The 14,675-nt window shown below is 66.5% G+C and carries 18 protein-coding genes; 8 read left to right on the top strand and 10 right to left on the bottom strand.

Translation table 11 applies throughout. From position 1 onward, the window contains the following. Positions 1-220: 220 nt before the first annotated feature. Positions 221-475 carry a WhiB family transcriptional regulator gene (locus ABIA65_RS26475; RefSeq protein WP_241400390.1) on the top strand — a complete coding sequence of 85 codons (255 nt, stop codon included), beginning with the start codon at positions 221-223 and terminating at the stop codon, positions 473-475. A gap of 90 nt (positions 476-565) precedes the next feature. On the opposite strand, the gene ABIA65_RS26470 is transcribed toward ABIA65_RS26475, so the two are convergent. Both ABIA65_RS26470 and ABIA65_RS26465 read right to left on the bottom strand, forming a co-directional pair. Next, positions 566-2,065, bottom strand: a complete 1,500-nt coding sequence (locus ABIA65_RS26470; RefSeq protein ID WP_241400391.1) for a two-component system sensor histidine kinase PdtaS — start codon at positions 2,063-2,065, stop codon at positions 566-568. 34 nt (positions 2,066-2,099) lie between these two features. Further along, on the bottom strand, positions 2,100-2,315 hold the full coding sequence (locus ABIA65_RS26465) for a biotin/lipoyl-binding carrier protein (RefSeq protein ID WP_241400392.1): 216 nt from the start codon (positions 2,313-2,315) through the stop codon (positions 2,100-2,102). Positions 2,316-2,454: 139 nt separating this feature from the next. On the opposite strand from ABIA65_RS26465, the gene ABIA65_RS33530 reads away from it, so the two are divergent. Further along, the gene (locus tag ABIA65_RS33530; RefSeq protein ID WP_011728008.1) at positions 2,455-2,529 is read left to right on the top strand and encodes a 50S ribosomal protein bL37; all 75 of its coding nucleotides are present in this window, start codon (positions 2,455-2,457) and stop codon (positions 2,527-2,529) included. Positions 2,530-2,575: 46 nt separating this feature from the next. Here ABIA65_RS33530 and rsrA read toward each other — a convergent pair whose 3' ends face one another. Further along, entirely contained in the window at positions 2,576-2,887 is a 312-nt protein-coding gene (gene rsrA, locus ABIA65_RS26460) for a mycothiol system anti-sigma-R factor (protein WP_241400393.1), read from the bottom strand. Then, the gene (locus ABIA65_RS26455) at positions 2,884-3,522 is read right to left on the bottom strand and encodes a sigma-70 family RNA polymerase sigma factor (protein ID WP_241405785.1); all 639 of its coding nucleotides are present in this window, start codon (positions 3,520-3,522) and stop codon (positions 2,884-2,886) included. The genes rsrA and ABIA65_RS26455 overlap by 4 nt, the downstream gene beginning before the upstream one ends. 203 nt (positions 3,523-3,725) lie before the next feature. Here ABIA65_RS26455 and ABIA65_RS26450 point away from each other — a divergent pair, with 203 nt between their 5' ends. Together ABIA65_RS26450 and ABIA65_RS26445 are read left to right on the top strand one after the other, a co-directional pair. Further along, positions 3,726-4,220, top strand: coding sequence for an aminoacyl-tRNA deacylase (locus ABIA65_RS26450; protein ID WP_241400394.1), 495 nt, complete (start codon positions 3,726-3,728; stop codon positions 4,218-4,220). Between the two features lie 15 nt (positions 4,221-4,235). Beyond that, positions 4,236-5,084, top strand: a complete 849-nt coding sequence (locus ABIA65_RS26445) for an SDR family oxidoreductase (protein WP_241400395.1) — start codon at positions 4,236-4,238, stop codon at positions 5,082-5,084. Positions 5,085-5,097: 13 nt separating this feature from the next. On the opposite strand, the gene ABIA65_RS26440 is transcribed toward ABIA65_RS26445, so the two are convergent. Beyond that, entirely contained in the window at positions 5,098-5,799 is a 702-nt protein-coding gene (locus tag ABIA65_RS26440; protein WP_354525394.1) for a TetR/AcrR family transcriptional regulator C-terminal domain-containing protein, read from the bottom strand. A 143-nt stretch (positions 5,800-5,942) separates the two neighbouring features. Between ABIA65_RS26440 and ABIA65_RS26435 the strand changes: the two genes are divergently transcribed. Continuing rightward, entirely contained in the window at positions 5,943-6,944 is a 1,002-nt protein-coding gene (locus ABIA65_RS26435; RefSeq protein WP_354525393.1) for an isopenicillin N synthase family dioxygenase, read from the top strand. On the opposite strand, the gene ABIA65_RS26430 is transcribed toward ABIA65_RS26435, so the two are convergent. Next, entirely contained in the window at positions 6,941-7,741 is an 801-nt protein-coding gene (locus ABIA65_RS26430) for an SOS response-associated peptidase (RefSeq protein ID WP_354525392.1), read from the bottom strand. The genes ABIA65_RS26435 and ABIA65_RS26430 overlap by 4 nt on opposite strands. Before the next feature lie 36 nt (positions 7,742-7,777). On the opposite strand from ABIA65_RS26430, the gene aroA reads away from it, so the two are divergent. The 3 genes from aroA to ABIA65_RS26415 are packed head-to-tail and all read left to right on the top strand — an operon-like array spanning position 7,778 to position 10,973. Further along, a complete protein-coding gene (gene aroA / locus ABIA65_RS26425) occupies positions 7,778-9,076 on the top strand; it encodes a 3-phosphoshikimate 1-carboxyvinyltransferase (RefSeq protein ID WP_354525391.1) in 1,299 nt (432 codons plus the stop codon). Continuing rightward, positions 9,073-10,065 (top strand): ribosome small subunit-dependent GTPase A, encoded by a 993-nt coding sequence (rsgA, locus tag ABIA65_RS26420; RefSeq protein WP_241400400.1) that lies wholly within the window; start codon positions 9,073-9,075, stop codon positions 10,063-10,065. The genes aroA and rsgA overlap by 4 nt, the downstream gene beginning before the upstream one ends. Positions 10,066-10,124: 59 nt before the next feature. Then, the gene (locus ABIA65_RS26415) at positions 10,125-10,973 is read left to right on the top strand and encodes an aldo/keto reductase (RefSeq protein WP_241400401.1); all 849 of its coding nucleotides are present in this window, start codon (positions 10,125-10,127) and stop codon (positions 10,971-10,973) included. 24 nt (positions 10,974-10,997) lie between these two features. Here ABIA65_RS26415 and ABIA65_RS26410 read toward each other — a convergent pair whose 3' ends face one another. The 4 genes from ABIA65_RS26410 to ABIA65_RS26395 all read right to left on the bottom strand — a co-directional run bounded on the left by ABIA65_RS26410 (position 10,998) and on the right by ABIA65_RS26395 (position 14,672). Then, the gene (locus ABIA65_RS26410) at positions 10,998-11,417 is read right to left on the bottom strand and encodes a hypothetical protein (protein ID WP_241400402.1); all 420 of its coding nucleotides are present in this window, start codon (positions 11,415-11,417) and stop codon (positions 10,998-11,000) included. A gap of 153 nt (positions 11,418-11,570) precedes the next feature. Then, entirely contained in the window at positions 11,571-12,830 is a 1,260-nt protein-coding gene (locus ABIA65_RS26405; RefSeq protein WP_354525390.1) for a fatty acid desaturase family protein, read from the bottom strand. Between the two features lie 68 nt (positions 12,831-12,898). After that, the gene (locus ABIA65_RS26400; RefSeq protein WP_354525389.1) at positions 12,899-14,065 is read right to left on the bottom strand and encodes a ferredoxin reductase; all 1,167 of its coding nucleotides are present in this window, start codon (positions 14,063-14,065) and stop codon (positions 12,899-12,901) included. Positions 14,066-14,171: 106 nt separating this feature from the next. Beyond that, positions 14,172-14,672: a DUF6912 family protein gene (locus tag ABIA65_RS26395; protein WP_502919619.1), complete on the bottom strand. Its 501-nt coding sequence runs from the start codon at positions 14,670-14,672 to the stop codon at positions 14,172-14,174. Positions 14,673-14,675 lie beyond the last annotated feature (3 nt).

Below are 14,675 nucleotides of genomic sequence, written 5' to 3'. Positions count from 1 at the left end.
ATTCAGGGCGTACCTGAGTGTGAGTGTAGTACAACGGAGTGATGGTCCCGGTAACCCGGGGTCGCAGTGACATTGACCACGTGTTAACGCGCCTCTATTGACATCTGTTCAGCCTGTGAAACGATCGATTGCAACAGTGCAGAAACATTCAGTTGCACGAGTTAACAGCCGAACAACAAATCTAGTGCGCTTTGCCGCGCACACGGTAAGGAGTTAGAGCATGGATTGGCGGCATAATGCGGTCTGTCGTGACGAGGATCCGGAACTGTTCTTCCCCGTGGGGAACAGCGGCCCGGCACTCGCACAGATCGCCGACGCGAAGCTCGTCTGCAACCGCTGCCCAGTGACGACCGAGTGCCTGACCTGGGCATTGGACTCCGGCCAGGACGCCGGCGTTTGGGGCGCCATGAGCGAGGACGAGCGCCGCGCACTCAAGCGGCGCAATGCGCGGACGAAGACCCGCACCAGCGTCTAAAACGCATACACAGACGACACACAGACTTACGGCCCCGGTGAAAACCGGGGCCGTAAGTCTGTGTGGAATGTGTTCGAATTCACGCAATTCCTATTGTTGAAGTCTTGTCCTTCGGCCGATCGGCACGCGCAACACGACGTCCGTTCCACCATCGGGAGCCTGGTGCATACCCAGCGAGCCGTCGAGTTCGGCGGACACCAGCGTCCGGACTATCTGCAACCCCAGTCGGTCGGACTTCTCCAGGCTGAAACCGTCCGGTAAACCGCGCCCGTCGTCGTGCACCACGACATCGAGCCACCGGGCCGACCGTTCCGCCCGAATCGTCACGGATCCCTCGCCAGTGTTCGAGTCATAGGCGTGTTCAATCGCGTTCTGCACCAGCTCGGTGATCACCATGACCATCGCGGTGGCCCGATCGGCGTCGAGCACGCCGAGATCCCCCTCCCGCACGATCCGGATCGGGGTGTCAACGGTCGCGACGTCGTTCATGATCGGCACGATCCGGTCCACCACCTGGTCCAGGTTGACCTCCTCGTCCACCGACATGGACAGGGCGTCGTGCACCAGCGCGATCGACGACACGCGACGGACCGACTCGATCAGGGCCTCACGCCCCTCGGCGTTGTTCGTGCGTCTCGCCTGCAGCCGCAACAGGGCCGCAACGGTCTGCAGGTTGTTCTTCACGCGGTGATGGATCTCACGGATGGTGGCGTCCTTGGACAGCAGGGCGCGGTCGCGCCGCTTCACCTCGGTGACGTCTCGAATCAGCACCGCAGCGCCTGCCGCCGAACCGTGCACCACGAGTGGCAGCGTCCGAAACAGCACTGTGGCGCCGCCTGCGTCGACCTCCATCCGCATGCTCGAGCCGCCGTCCAGCGAGTCCCGCACGTGGTCGGCCAGTTCCTGCGCCTCGAACGGGTCACCGATCAGCGGTCGCGTCACGGCGACGAGGTTGTGCGCCTCGAGTTCGGCCGCCAGGCCCATCCGGTGGTACGCCGAGATCGCGTTGGGGCTGGCGAAGGCGACGTTGCCGTTCACGTCGAGGCGGATGAATCCGTCGCCGACGCGCGGGCTGGACCGCGACGTCGCCAGGTCTCCCACATTGGGGAAGGTGCCCTCCGACAGCATGTGCAGCAGGTTGCGCGCGCAGTCCTGGTAGGCCCGTTCCAGCGGGCTGGCCTTGCGGCGGTCGGCCAAGGCCGTTTGGTGGGTGAGGACGGCGACCACCTGGTTACCGTGCTGGACCGGTACGGCCTCCACGTTGAGCCAGCTGCCGTCGTGCGAAACCCCTTGTGTGACATCGCTCTCGCGACCGATGTGACCGGATCTGAAGGCTGCCGCGACGACGGGCATGACGTCGGCATCGCTCTCCGTGCCCACGGCGTCGGCGAGCAGCACGGTGGGCGCCGTGTTGGGCCGCACCTGAGCCACGCACACCAGCACGCCGTCATCGCGGCGCACCCACATCAGATAGTCGGCGAAGGACAGGTCGGCCAGGAGTTGCCACTCGCTCACCACAGCGTGGAGGTGATCGACGGCGTTGCCGGGCAGGACTGTGTGTTCGGCGAGCAGGTCACCGAGAGTGGACACGCTGCGCCCTTCGCGACGGCGGAGCCGGCGCCGCCTAGCCGATCACGGCGATGAGGTCGCCGGCCTGGATGACGTCGCCCACCGACACGCTGACCGACGTCACCGTGCCCGCGACCTCGGCGAGCACCGGAATCTCCATTTTCATGGACTCCAGGAGCACCAGGGTGTCTCCCTCGCCGATCTGATCGCCCTCGCTCACCACGACCTCAAGCACACTGGCCACGATCTCCGCGCGAACGTCCTCGGCCATCTTCACTCCGCTCGTCTGGGGCGTGTCCGGGGACTACGCACTGCCTGGGGGTCCATCGAACCACAACACCGGGTTTGTAATGCACTACCGGTGCCATGACACAATGTCAGTAACCAAACTCAGTCAATGGAGGACCATCATGGCCAAGCGAGGCCGCAAGAAGCGTGACCGTAAGCATTCGAAGGCCAACCACGGCAAGCGTCCCAACGCTTGATGGCCGGGCGCCAGGGCTTGCCCTGGCGCCTAACCTCGAATGATCCCTAACCTCGAATGATCGTGGTGCGGCTGATCTCGATGCGCAGCCGTTGACGTAAGCCCTCCGGCGCCCTCTCACCACTGCACTTGTTGGCGATCAGTGTCTTGACCCGCTCCTCCACGCCGTAGTGGCGCAGGCAGGCCGGGCATTCCTCGAGATGATGGCGCAGTTTGTCGCGCGTCTCGGCGGTGCACTCACCGTCCAGCAGCGTCCAGACCTCGGCGATCACCGATGCGCACTCCGGGTGCTCGGGATCCACGGGTCCAACCGGCGGTCGGAAGGTCTGATCCTCTGGGCGATTGAAATCCTCGCTCACGACGACACCTCCTCAGTCGCTGTGTCGAGCCGTTCTCCGCGCAGGAACCCGCGATCTCGTGCGACATCGGCGAGCAGCTCACGAAGCTGCTTGCGACCACGATGAAGCCGGGACATGACCGTTCCGATCGGGGTGTCCATGATCTCTGCGATCTCCTTATACGGGAAGCCCTCGACGTCGGCGTAGTAGACCGCCATCCGGAAATCCTCCGGAAGGGCCTGCAGGGCAGCCTTTATCTCCGTGTCTGGTAGCGACTCGAGAGCCTCCACCTCGGCAGACCGCAAGCCCGTCGACGTGTGCTCGGCGTTGGCCGCCAGCTGCCAGTCGGTGATCTCGTCAGTCGGGTACTCCGCGGGCTGACGCTGCTTCTTGCGGTAGCTGTTGATGTAGGTGTTGGTCAGGATCCGGTACAGCCAGGCCTTGAGGTTGGTGCCCGCGCGGAACGACCGGAAGCCGGCGTACGCCTTGACCATGGTCTCCTGCAGCAGATCCTCGGCATCCGCGGGATTGCGTGTCATCCGCAGAGCGCCGCCGTACAGCTGGTCGAGCAGCGGTATGGCGTCCCGCTCGAACCGCGCAGTCAGCTCTGCGTCCGTCTCCTCGACGGCGGGCCCCGCCCCGTCGACATCGGTCATCGCGATGGAAACCGTCCCTTCTCTCGCGGCACCGAACAGCTCAACCATCCCCACCGGTCGTTCGAGGCAAGCAATGGCCACGTTTGGCTCCTTCCGTCGATCCTAGGGCCTGGATCCGAGGGCGTGCCGGACTGTGTCGGCCACATCGAGATAACAGCAGGTGCCGGGGTGCTTGTTCCCACGCCCCGATTAGGGTGTACGACGTGGCACGGGCAGCGACGCCGGCGATCTCGGCACTGGTCGCGGCGGGTGCCGCGCATGAGGTGCTGCGATACCAGCACGACCCGAGGAGTACGTCGTTCGGCGACGAGGCGGTCGCCGAACTGGCGACGATGGCCGGGGTGTCGGCCGATCAGATCCTCAAGACGCTGATCATCGAGCTGCCGACCGGGCTGGCGGTGGCGGTGTTGCCCGTACCGGCGAAGCTGTCGCTCAAGGCCGCCGCGGCCGCGCTCGGGGCACCCAGGGCGACGATGGCGCAACCCGCCGCCGCACAGCGGTCCAGCGGATACGTCGTCGGCGGTATTTCACCGCTGGGCCAGCGCAAACCGCTACCCACCGTGATCGACGCGTCGGCGCTGCAGTGGGACCGCGTGCTGTGCAGTGCGGGTAAGCGGGGCTGGGACGTCGCGCTCGCGCCGCAGGATCTCGTTGGCCTCACCGATGCCGCGATCGCCGACATTCGAGCATCCGGATAGTTCTAGGGTGAGCTCATGTCGCTCTCTGGGAAGACCATGTTCATCTCCGGCGCCAGCCGGGGAATCGGCTTGGCGATCGCCAAGCGTGCCGCGGCCGACGGTGCCAACATCGCGCTGATCGCCAAGACTGCCGAACCACACCCCAAGCTGGAGGGCACCGTCTACACGGCCGCCAAGGAGATCGAGCAGGCCGGCGGCCAGGCGCTGCCGATCGTGGGCGACGTGCGCGACGGCGACTCGGTGGCCGATGCGGTGGCCCAGGCCGTCGCGCAGTTCGGCGGTATCGACATCTGCGTCAACAACGCCTCGGCGATCAACCTCGGCTCGATCGACGAGGTACCGCTCAAGCGATTCGACCTGATGAACGGCATCCAGGTCCGCGGCACGTACGCCGTGTCGCAGGCCTGCATCCCTCATATGAAGGGTCGGGACAATCCACACATCCTGACGCTCTCGCCGCCGCTGCGGCTGGAATCCGAATGGCTCAAACCGACGGCCTACATGATGGCCAAGTTCGGGATGACCCTGTGCGCCTTGGGAATTGCCGAGGAGATGCGGGAGGCAGGCATCGCGTCGAACACCCTGTGGCCCCGCACTCTGGTGGCCACCGCGGCCGTGCAGAACCTACTCGGCGGCGACGAGGCGATGGCCCGGGCTCGCAAGCCAGAGGTGTACTCCGATGCGGCGTACGCCGTCATCACCAGGCCGGCCCGCGAGTACACCGGCCAGAGCCTGCTGTGCGAGGACGTGCTGCTGGACTCCGGCGTCACCGACCTGTCGGTGTACGACTGCGTGCCTGGCTCCGACCTCGGCGTCGACCTGTGGGTGGATACGCCCAACCCTCCCGGTTACACCGGTCCATAGCCGAGCACCGCTGCTACCGGTCGAGCTGCGCCTCGAGCCCGTCGAGAAGGTAGTCCAGACCGGTCCGGTAGCTGCCGTCAAAATCGTCGTCGTAGAGGTAGCCGTTGCCTGCGAGTGTCGGGTAGCGGTCACGCTGGGCGAGCAGTTGCTCCTGCCCCACCCGCCGCTCCTCGGGCGAGATCCGCAGCGCTGACTGAGACGCCGCGGATCCCATGACGTGGTTGTAGAGCACCCAGGTCGCGGCCGATAAACCGCGTCCCTCAAATCCCGCTCGCGTCAATGCCGCCTGCAGGGCCTCCATCCCGGCGAGGAAGTTCGGGCCGATCGTCGGCCGCTGCCGGGCCGGCAACGCCGCAGCCCACGGATGGCGAAGCAATGCGGCCCGCCAGCCGGTGAGCACCTCGGTGACCTCGTCGCGCCAGGATCTCCCGCCCCCGGCCCCGGCTGGTGACGCCGTACCGAAGATCGCGTCCACCGCTAGGTCGATGACGTCGTCCTTCGTGTCAACATGCCAGTACAGCGATGGCGCGCCGGCCTGGAGTCGCTCGGCGAGCCGACGCATGGTGAGCCGGTCGATCCCCTCGTCGTCGAGTAGGTCGACGGCTGCTTCCACGATGCGGGGAAGCGTGAGCGGCTGCTCGCCCCGCGCCGTGCGGCGACGCCGCAACCAGACGCTGCGGACTTCGGTGTCGCTCCCTGGGTCGTCCTCGGCCATTAGCTGCGCACCACCTCATCAAGCGTCGATCCCCGCGACCGGCAGGTGAAGTGTAGTACGTTGATCTAGTTATCGAACATCGTTCGATGGCTGGTACAGCGTTCGATAGGATCGCTGACAAGCGCAGAGGAGCAGGACTCGAGATGGACAAAGGGCAGGCAGTCACCATGGTCGACGGTTTCGTACCCGTCATCGATCTATCGGTCGGTCAGCGCGGCACCGACCGCCGGGCCCTGGCCAGCGCGATCGGCCAGGCGTGTGAGAACTCCGGATTCTTCATCGTGGTCGGCCACGGCGTACCGACCGAACTAGTCGATCAGATGTACGCCACGACGAACGCGTTCTTCACTCTCGACGACGCCGCGAAGGACCTCGTCGCCAACCGCCCGGGAGTGTCCGGGTTCCGGCGCTTCAGTGGCACGACGGCGCAGAGCATCGACCAACAGAGTCCGCCAGACCTGTGCGAGGGGTTCAGCACACACGTCACCGGAGACCTCAGCGAACAGCGACGCGCCGAACTCGGAAACTACTGGGCCTCTTGGAAACTCGCGAACATCTGGCCCTCCGAACCCGCGGACTTCAAAGACACCTGGCACGAGTACACGAACATGATGACCGAGCTGTCTGCCAACCTGACACGCCTGTTCGCCATCGCGCTCGGGTGCGACGAGGGGTTCTTCGAGGACAAGTTCGACCGCCACGTGTCCTCGCTCACCGCCAACTACTACTACCCCCAGGTCACGGCCCCACACACGGGCCAGATGCGACGCGGGCCGCACACCGACTTCGGCGGGCTGACCGTCCTGTACCAGGAGGACGACCTCGGCGGCCTGCAGGTTCGACTGCCCACCGGCGAGTGGCGTGACGTCCCCGCCATCCGGGGCAGCTTCGTGGTCAACATCGGCGACCTGATGGCCCTGTGGACCGGTGGGCAGTGGGTGTCGACCATGCATCAGGTGATCAACCCCCAGCCCGGAGACACCTCATCCCGGCTGTCCATCCCGTTCTTCTACCAACCCAACCACGATGCCGTCGTCGAACCGATGACGCCGCCCGGACAGCGGCGCGACGAGCAGCAGCTGAACACGGTGATCGCTGGCGAGTGGATCTCCGCGAAGATGCAGAAACTGTTCGCGGCGCCTTAGAGCAGCGTCGGCTGCTCCGGCTCGGCGGGCTCGATCAGTTCCGGACCGTTGTTGCGGACGCTGTTGACCAGCCGCGACACCTCACGAATCTCGATCCGGTCGAGGTCGCCGTGACCGCGCAACAGGCCCTCGTCGACGGGCGAATCAGGGTCCAGCCAGCGGTCCCAGTCGGCCTCGCTGATGGTCAGCGGCATGCGATCGTGGATGTCGGCCAGCGGTCCCGCGGCATCGGTGGTGATGATGGTGCAGCTCAGCAGGGGCGCGGCGTCCCTCGGCGCGTCCTTGGGTCGCCACGTGGTCCACAGCCCCGCCATGAACAACGGCTCACCGTCGCCGGCGTACATGTAGAACGGCGTCTTCGCCGCCTTCTTCCTCGCGGTTGACTCCCCGTTGGGCCGCCACTCATACCAGCCGTCCATGGGCACCAGACAGCGCTTGGACTTCGCCGACGTGCGAAACGCCGGTGACGTGGTGATCTTCTCCGATCGGGCATTGATCAGCAGTGGGCCCTTGGTGTCGGGGCCGCCGTCGTCGGCGGTCTTGGCCCACGGCGGGATGAGGCCCCACCGCATCAGCCGGATACGCCGCGTCGACTCGTCGTCGGGGTCGGTGTGGCGTTTGACCACGGTGCTGATGGTCGTCGTGGGAGCCACGTTGTAGTTGGCACTGGAGTTGGCGCTGGTGTCGCCGCTCTTGTCCTTGCTCTTCTCGTTGGCCGCCGCCGTCGCCTCATCGATCGCCTTGATCTTCTCGGCAAGCAACGCCGGGTCGGTCGTCACTGCGAATCGCCCACACATGTATCCCATGGTGGCAGAGAACGCCGACAGGGCAGGATGGTCACCGTGACGAACTGGCCTGCACCGACCGTCCCGGCCCCTGTGCGGGCGACAGTGACCGTGCCGGGATCGAAATCCCAGACCAACCGCGCGCTGGTACTCGCCGCTCTGGCCACCCCCCAGGGCACCTCGACCATCGCCGGCGCACTGCGCAGTCGGGACACCGACCTGATGATCGGGGCCCTGCGCGCGCTCGGGGTGAGCGTCGACGGTCCCGGCGCCGATTTGACGGTGAGCGGCACCATCAGCCCGCCTTCGGGTGCACAGATCGACTGCGGCCTGGCCGGCACGGTGCTGCGCTTCGTCCCCCCTCTCGCCGCACTCGGGTCTGGCGACGTCACCTTCGACGGTGACGAGCAGGCCCGCTCCCGGCCCATCGCTCCCCTGCTGGACGCGCTGCGCCTGCTGGGCGTCGAACTCGACGGCGACGCTCTGCCGTTCGCCGTACGCGGCACCGGGGTCGTACCGGGCGGCACCGTGGAGATCGACGCGTCCGCGTCGTCACAGTTCGTGTCGGGTCTGCTGCTCTCTGGTGCCACGTTCACCGACGGACTGACCGTGGTGCACACCGGCGACCGAGTGCCCTCCGCACCGCACGTCGCGATGACGGTGTCGATGCTGCGCGCCGCGGGTGTCGATGTGGACGACAGCCAGGGCAACCGATGGCGTGTCGCGCCCGGCCCGATCGCCGCACGGCACTGGGCCATTGAGCCAGACCTGTCCAACGCAATACCGTTCTTGGCCGCCGCGATGGTGACCGGTGGCGCGGTGCGGGTGACGGGCTGGCCCAGTGTCAGCGTGCAGCCCGCGGCGGCCATCATCGAGCTGCTCGAGAAGATCGGTTCGACCGTGCGCCGCACGGATGCCCATCTCGAGGTGACGGGCCCCGACGTCATCGGCGGCTTCGACGCCGACCTGCACGAGGTCGGCGAACTGGCGCCCTCGGTTGCGGCCATCGCCACCTTGGCCACCCCGGGATCGGAGTCACGATTGCGCGGCATCGCGCACCTGCGCGGCCACGAGACCGATCGGCTGGCGGCGCTCACGGCCGAGATCAACCGCCTAGGCGGTCACTGCAAGGAGACCGACGACGGGTTGGCGATCGTGTCCCGGCCGATGCACGGCGGCGTGTGGCGCTCCTACGCCGACCACCGGATGGCTACCGCAGGCGCCATTGTCGGGCTGCGCACGCCCGGCGTCGAGGTCGAGGACATCGCCACCACCGCCAAGACACTGCCCGACTTCCCCCGAATGTGGGCGGACATGTTGACCGGCCAGATTCGCGAGACTCCTTGAGAGGCCGCGACTACGACGAGTCAGACGTCCGGGTGCGCTCGGGACGGGGCTCACGGCCGCGCACCAAGACCCGACCCGATCACGCCGACGCCGAAGCGGCGATGGTGGTCACTGTCGACCGCGGCCGCTGGGGGTGCGCGCTCGGCGGCGACCCCGAGCACGTCGTCACCACGATGCGGGCCCGCGAGCTCGGGCGTACGCCAATAGTCGTCGGGGACGAGGTCGACATCGTCGGGGACCTGTCGGGGCGGCCCGACACCCTGGCGCGCATCGTGCGGCGCGGGGAACGGCGAACTGTGTTGCGCCGCACCGCCGATGACACCGATCCCACCGAGCGCGTCGTCGTGGCCAACGCCGATCAGCTGCTCATCGTCGTGGCGCTCGTCGACCCTCCCCCGCGGACGGGCTTCGTCGAGCGCTCCCTCATCGCGGCCTACGCCGGAGGCCTGACACCCGTGCTGTGCCTCACCAAGAGCGACCTGACCGACCCGGAGCCCTTCGCGGCACAGTTTCGGGGCCTGGACCTGACCGTGGTCACGACGGGGCACGGTGACGGGATCGACAATGTCGCGGAGCTGCTCGCCGGGAAGGTCACCGTGTTCCTCGGCCACTCCGGTGTCGGCAAGTCGACGCTGGTGAATCGCCTGATCCCCGGGGCGGGCCGCGCCGTTGGTGTGGTGTCCGGCGTCGGCAAGGGCAAGCACACCTCCACGCAGTCGGTGGCGCTGCCGTTGCCGCCGTCGGGCTGGGTGGTGGACACCCCGGGCGTGCGGTCTTTCGGCCTGGCCCACGTCAAGCCCGACGATGTCATGCTGGCGTTCTCCGACCTGGCCGAGGCCATCGAGAACTGCCCGCGCGGATGCGGGCACGCCGGCCCGCCCGCCGACCCGGAGTGTGCACTGGACGCGCTCACCGGACCCGCCGCAGACCGCGTGATCGCCGCGCGACGGCTGCTTGCCGTGCTGCGGACGCCTGAGTGGACCACCTGAACGCCAGGAAACCGGACTGACCCGTTTTGTAGTCGCGTGCGATGGGGCAGGCTGGACGTGTGAGCAACGTAGGAATGATTGAACTCAACGACGGCGCCAACATCCCCCAGCTCGGATTCGGCGTCTACCAGATCGAGCCCGACGCGACCGCCGGCCTGGTGCGGACGGCGCTGGAGGTCGGGTACCGGCACGTCGACACCGCCCAGATGTACGGCAACGAAGCCGGTGTCGGCCAGGGCATCCGCGACGCAGGCCTCGCCCGCGGAGACGTATTCGTCACCAGCAAGCTCAACAACGGATCCCACGAGCCCGACGCCGCTCGCCGCGCATTCGACGCCACGTTGGCAGCGCTCGGATCCGACTACGTCGACCTGTTCCTGATTCACTGGCCACTGCCCACCCGGTACGGCGGCGATTTCGTCTCCACCTGGCGCACGCTCGAGGAGTTCAAGCGTGACGGCCGGGCCCGCAGCATCGGGGTGTCGAACTTCCAGACCGCGCACCTGGAACGCCTCGCCAGGGAGACCGACACCGTGCCGGTGGTCAACCAGATCGAACTGCACCCGTACTTCGGCAATGCCGAGGTGCGCCGCTACGGCGCGTCGCACAACATCATCACCGAGGCCTGGTCGCCGATCGCGCGGGGCAAGGTCCTCGACGACCCGGTGGTCGATGGGATCGCCAAGGCGACCGGTAAGACACCGGCGCAGGTGGTGCTTCGCTGGCATATCGAGCGGGGTGACGTGGTGTTCCCGAAATCGGTTTCTGCGCAACGCATCAAGGAGAACTTCGACCTGTTCGACTTCGAGCTGAGCCCCGATGACGCGCACGCGATCACCATGCTGGACCGGGGTGAGAAGGGGCGTCAGGGCCCGAACCCGGACACCTTCGACTACATCGCGGACTGATCCGAGCGGGTTCGGACACTGGGGTCAGGACTTGGCGGTCGCGGCCTTCTGCTTCGCCGCAGCGGCAGCGGCGTCCTGCTTGGCCTTGGCGATTGCCGCGCGGCCCTCCGGTGACGCGGCCGAGTTTCCGGATTTGGTCGCACTCGCGACATCGGCGTTGCAGTTCAAGAACAGCAGGACCGTGCCCGTGACGGGTGCGAAGGAATCGCCCTTGAGCCACGCCGCCTTCTCGGAATGCGTGACAACACAGTCACTGTCGGCTAGCTCGTCACCGGAGCGCGTCGCGATCACGCCGGTCTGCCCCGCCTTGCTGAGCGCCGCCGACACGTCACTGTACTTCTGTCCCGCGTAGTCGTCCGCGTACGCGGTGCCGGCTCCGAACGTCGCCATCGACACCAACGATGCGCACAGCGCGCTCAGCGCGAGGACGCCAGTCCTGTTCATCGGCCAAACGTAGAACTGGTGCCTGAAAGCGCACTGGACCCTTTGCGTGGGAATGCTGGGAATTCCCCCAGAAACGAAACTGCGGGGAGATCGTCGATTCGTTGAGAATCGCGATCTCCCCGCAGTCTCGAGGGTGAATCGTGTCCTGGGTGACTAGGCAGCCACGTGCGGACCCTGCTGCGCGGACCGCTTGCCCCGGCGACGCGCGCGCACTGCCGCGATCGCCGACTTGAGCCCACGCCGCTGCCCGTTGTCCACCGGCTCCAGCACGGCGAACATCCGCTCGCTGCGGGTCTCCGGCGCATCGTCGGCGGTGTCCCGCAGGAACCTGTCCGGCAACGAGAGCTTGGCGATGGTGCGCCAAGTCTTTGCATACTGAACCAGGAAAGGTCCTGTGGTGTAGGGCAAGTCGTACTTGTCGCACACTTCGCGCACTCGGATGGAGATCTCGTGCAGCCGATTGCTGGGCAGGTCCGGATACAGGTGATGCTCGATCTGATTGCTCAGGTTGCCACTCATGAAGCGCAGCGCAGGACCGCCGTCGAAGTTGGCACTGCCGAGCATCTGCCGCAGGTACCACTGCCCCTTGGACTCGCCCACCATGTCGGTCTTGGTGAACTTGTCTGCGCCATCGGGGAAGTGACCACAGAAGATCACGGCGTTCGCCCACACGTTGCGGATCACGTTGGCGACCGCGTTGGCCGTCAACGTGGACTTGAACGTGGCGCCCGGCGACAACGAGGTCAGCGCCGGATAGAACACGTAGTCCTTGGCGACCTGCTGGCCGGCCTTGACACCGAACTCCTGCACGCGCTTGAGCGTGGCCTTGCGATCGTCTCGGCCCTTGGAGATCTTGCCGAGTTCCAAGTGCTGCAACCCGACTCCCCATTCGAACCCGATGGCGAGCAGCGTGTTGAACAGCAGGTTGCCGTAGAGATTGAACGGCTTCCACCGCTGATCGCGCGTGACCCGGATGACTCCGTAGCCCACGTCGTCGTCCATCCCGAGGATGTTCGTGTACTTGTGATGCATGAAGTTGTGAGTGAACCGCCAGTGCTTGGAGGCCCCACTCATGTCCCACTCCCACGTCGAGGAGTGGATCTCGGGATCGTTCATCCAATCCCACTGGCCGTGCATGACGTTGTGGCCGATCTCCATGTTCTCGATGATCTTGGCCACGCCCAGGGTCACAGTCCCCGCCCACCACGCCGAGCGCTTCGAACTCGCGGCGAGCGTCAGCCGGCCCGCGACCTCCAGCGCCCGCTGGGCGGCGATGGTGCGGCGAATGTAGCGCGAGTCCCGCTCACCGCGGGAGTCCTCAATGTCTTGGCGGATCGCGTCGAGCTCGACACCAAGACTCTCAATGTCAGCGTCGGTCAGATGCGTAAATTCCGGCACATCAGTGATTGCCATTCGGCACCTCCTTCCAATTACCTACGATAGCGTAACCTACGGCCCCGTAGGTTACTAGCCAGTAAATCCTAGACATCCAGCGTGCAATCCCCAGAAGCTGCGGAAACACAGGTCTGCACCCGGGTGCCGGGTTCGTGCTCGGCACCGGTGCGAAGGTCGCGGACGTGTCCGTCGACCAGGCTCACGACACACGACTGGCAGATCCCCATGCGGCAGCCGAACGGCATCCGGATCCCAGCGTCCTCGCCGGCGTCCATCAGCGATGTCGCCCCGTCGACGCTGACGGTCTTGCCGCTGCGCTCGAATGTGACCACACCGCCCGCGCCGTGTGCGGCCGCCCTCGAAGCGGCGAACCGCTCGAGGTGCAGGTTCACCTCGACACCCTCGGCGGCCCACGTCTGCGAGGCGTCGTTCAACATCGCCTCCGGGCCGCACGCCCAGGTCTGGCGCTGCCGCCAGTCAGGCACCACGTCGTCGAGCTTGGACAGATCCAGCCGGCCCTCAGTCCGCGTCGTGCGGACCTGCAGCCGGTAGCCCGGGTGCGCATCGTGCAGCGCGGCCAGCTCGGCACCGAACATCACGTCGGATTCCGTTGGCGCCGAGTGCACGTGGACGATATCGCCGAGCTGATTCCGCTTGGCGAGGGTCCGCAGCATCGACATCACCGGTGTGATGCCAGACCCTGCGGTGAGGAACAGCACCGATGCCGGTGCGGGATCGGGCATGACGAAGTTGCCCTGCGGGGCGGCCAGCCGCACGACCGTGCCGGGCTCAACCCCGCCGACCAGATGAGTCGACAGGAAGCCCTCCGGCATGGCCTTGACCGTGATGGTGATGGTGCGCCCACCCCACTTGGATGCCGCTGCCGGGTCGGCTCCGTGCACGGGGCTGGAGGTCAGCGAGTAGGACCTCCACCGCCAGCGTCCGTCGACAAGCACGCCGATGCCGACGTACTGGCCCGGTTCGTAGTTGAAGGAGAAACCCCACCCCGGCTTGATGACGAGCGTCGCGGAGTCGACGGTCTCGCGGCGCACCTCGAGGACGCGACCACGCAGCTCCCGCGCCGACCACAACGGGTTGGCGAGTTTGAGGTAGTCATCGGGAAGCAGCGGCGTGGTGATGCGCGCGGCGATGGTCCGCAGAGCGTGCCATCCCGGCCGCTCCTTCGCGCCGGCCACGCTGGGACGGGCGGTGTCGACCACATTGGCCGAAATCTTGATGGTGTTCTTGGCCATTTCGGCTCCATGCTCACGATTGCGATGTGCGGAGTTCCTGGACCAGATCCTCGGCTCCCGCACGGTTAACCTACGGTACCGTAACTTACGGTCCCGTAGCTAGGTGTCAGAGCAATTCGAGCAGGAATGCCAGCTCCTGGGTGGCGTACCAGGCCAGGTCATGGTCCTGCGCATCCCCGACAGTCAGCTCAGCATCCTCGTCGCCCAGATCCGCGTCGTCAATGACCTCGACCGCCTCAGCGACCGCCGGCTCCGCCGTCGAGTTGTCGACATAGGCCGCCACGACATCGGACATGCTCACCGGACCGGCCAGCCGAACCACCGCGTCATCGAGATCGGGCCGGTCGGTGGCATCGGCGACGTCGGCGACGAGCACCGCGCGACGCACCGGGAACCCCGACTCGGTGCCCTCGATGGCGAGCAGACGCAACGACGCCAGAGCCGCCTCGCGCAGCGCGACCTCGGCGAGTTCGTCGTCGTCACCCTCGGCGTAGGACTCCCGCAGCGTCGGGGTCACCGCGAAGGCCGTCCCGCTGCGCGCGTGCAACGTCCCGTCTGCGACCAGTCCCTGCAGCATGGCCAGAGTCACCGGAATGTAGACGCGCACCTC

This window comes from Mycolicibacterium sp. 624, assembly GCF_040548615.1.
Classification (GTDB): Bacteria; Actinomycetota; Actinomycetes; order Mycobacteriales; family Mycobacteriaceae; genus Mycobacterium.
The sequence above is the reverse complement of the archived record's forward strand: the minus strand, read 5'-3'. Positions and strand labels throughout refer to the sequence as shown.

Bases quoted from the DNA above. Each gene is read 5' to 3' on its own strand.
- aroA (WP_354525391.1), top strand. From the start codon at position 7,778: ATGGTCACCGTGACGAACTGGCCTGCACCGACCGTCCCGGCCCCTGTG.
- ABIA65_RS26410 (WP_241400402.1), bottom strand. From the start codon at position 11,417: ATGAACAGGACTGGCGTCCTCGCGCTGAGCGCGCTGTGCGCATCGTTG.
- ABIA65_RS26430 (WP_354525392.1), bottom strand. From the start codon at position 7,741: ATGTGTGGGCGATTCGCAGTGACGACCGACCCGGCGTTGCTTGCCGAG.
- ABIA65_RS26435 (WP_354525393.1), top strand. From the start codon at position 5,943: ATGGACAAAGGGCAGGCAGTCACCATGGTCGACGGTTTCGTACCCGTC.
- ABIA65_RS26475 (WP_241400390.1), top strand. From the start codon at position 221: ATGGATTGGCGGCATAATGCGGTCTGTCGTGACGAGGATCCGGAACTG.
- ABIA65_RS26455 (WP_241405785.1), bottom strand. From the start codon at position 3,522: ATGACCGATGTCGACGGGGCGGGGCCCGCCGTCGAGGAGACGGACGCA.
- ABIA65_RS26445 (WP_241400395.1), top strand. From the start codon at position 4,236: ATGTCGCTCTCTGGGAAGACCATGTTCATCTCCGGCGCCAGCCGGGGA.
- ABIA65_RS26440 (WP_354525394.1), bottom strand. From the start codon at position 5,799: ATGGCCGAGGACGACCCAGGGAGCGACACCGAAGTCCGCAGCGTCTGG.
- ABIA65_RS26405 (WP_354525390.1), bottom strand. From the start codon at position 12,830: ATGGCAATCACTGATGTGCCGGAATTTACGCATCTGACCGACGCTGAC.
- ABIA65_RS26465 (WP_241400392.1), bottom strand. From the start codon at position 2,315: ATGGCCGAGGACGTTCGCGCGGAGATCGTGGCCAGTGTGCTTGAGGTC.
- ABIA65_RS26400 (WP_354525389.1), bottom strand. From the start codon at position 14,065: ATGGCCAAGAACACCATCAAGATTTCGGCCAATGTGGTCGACACCGCC.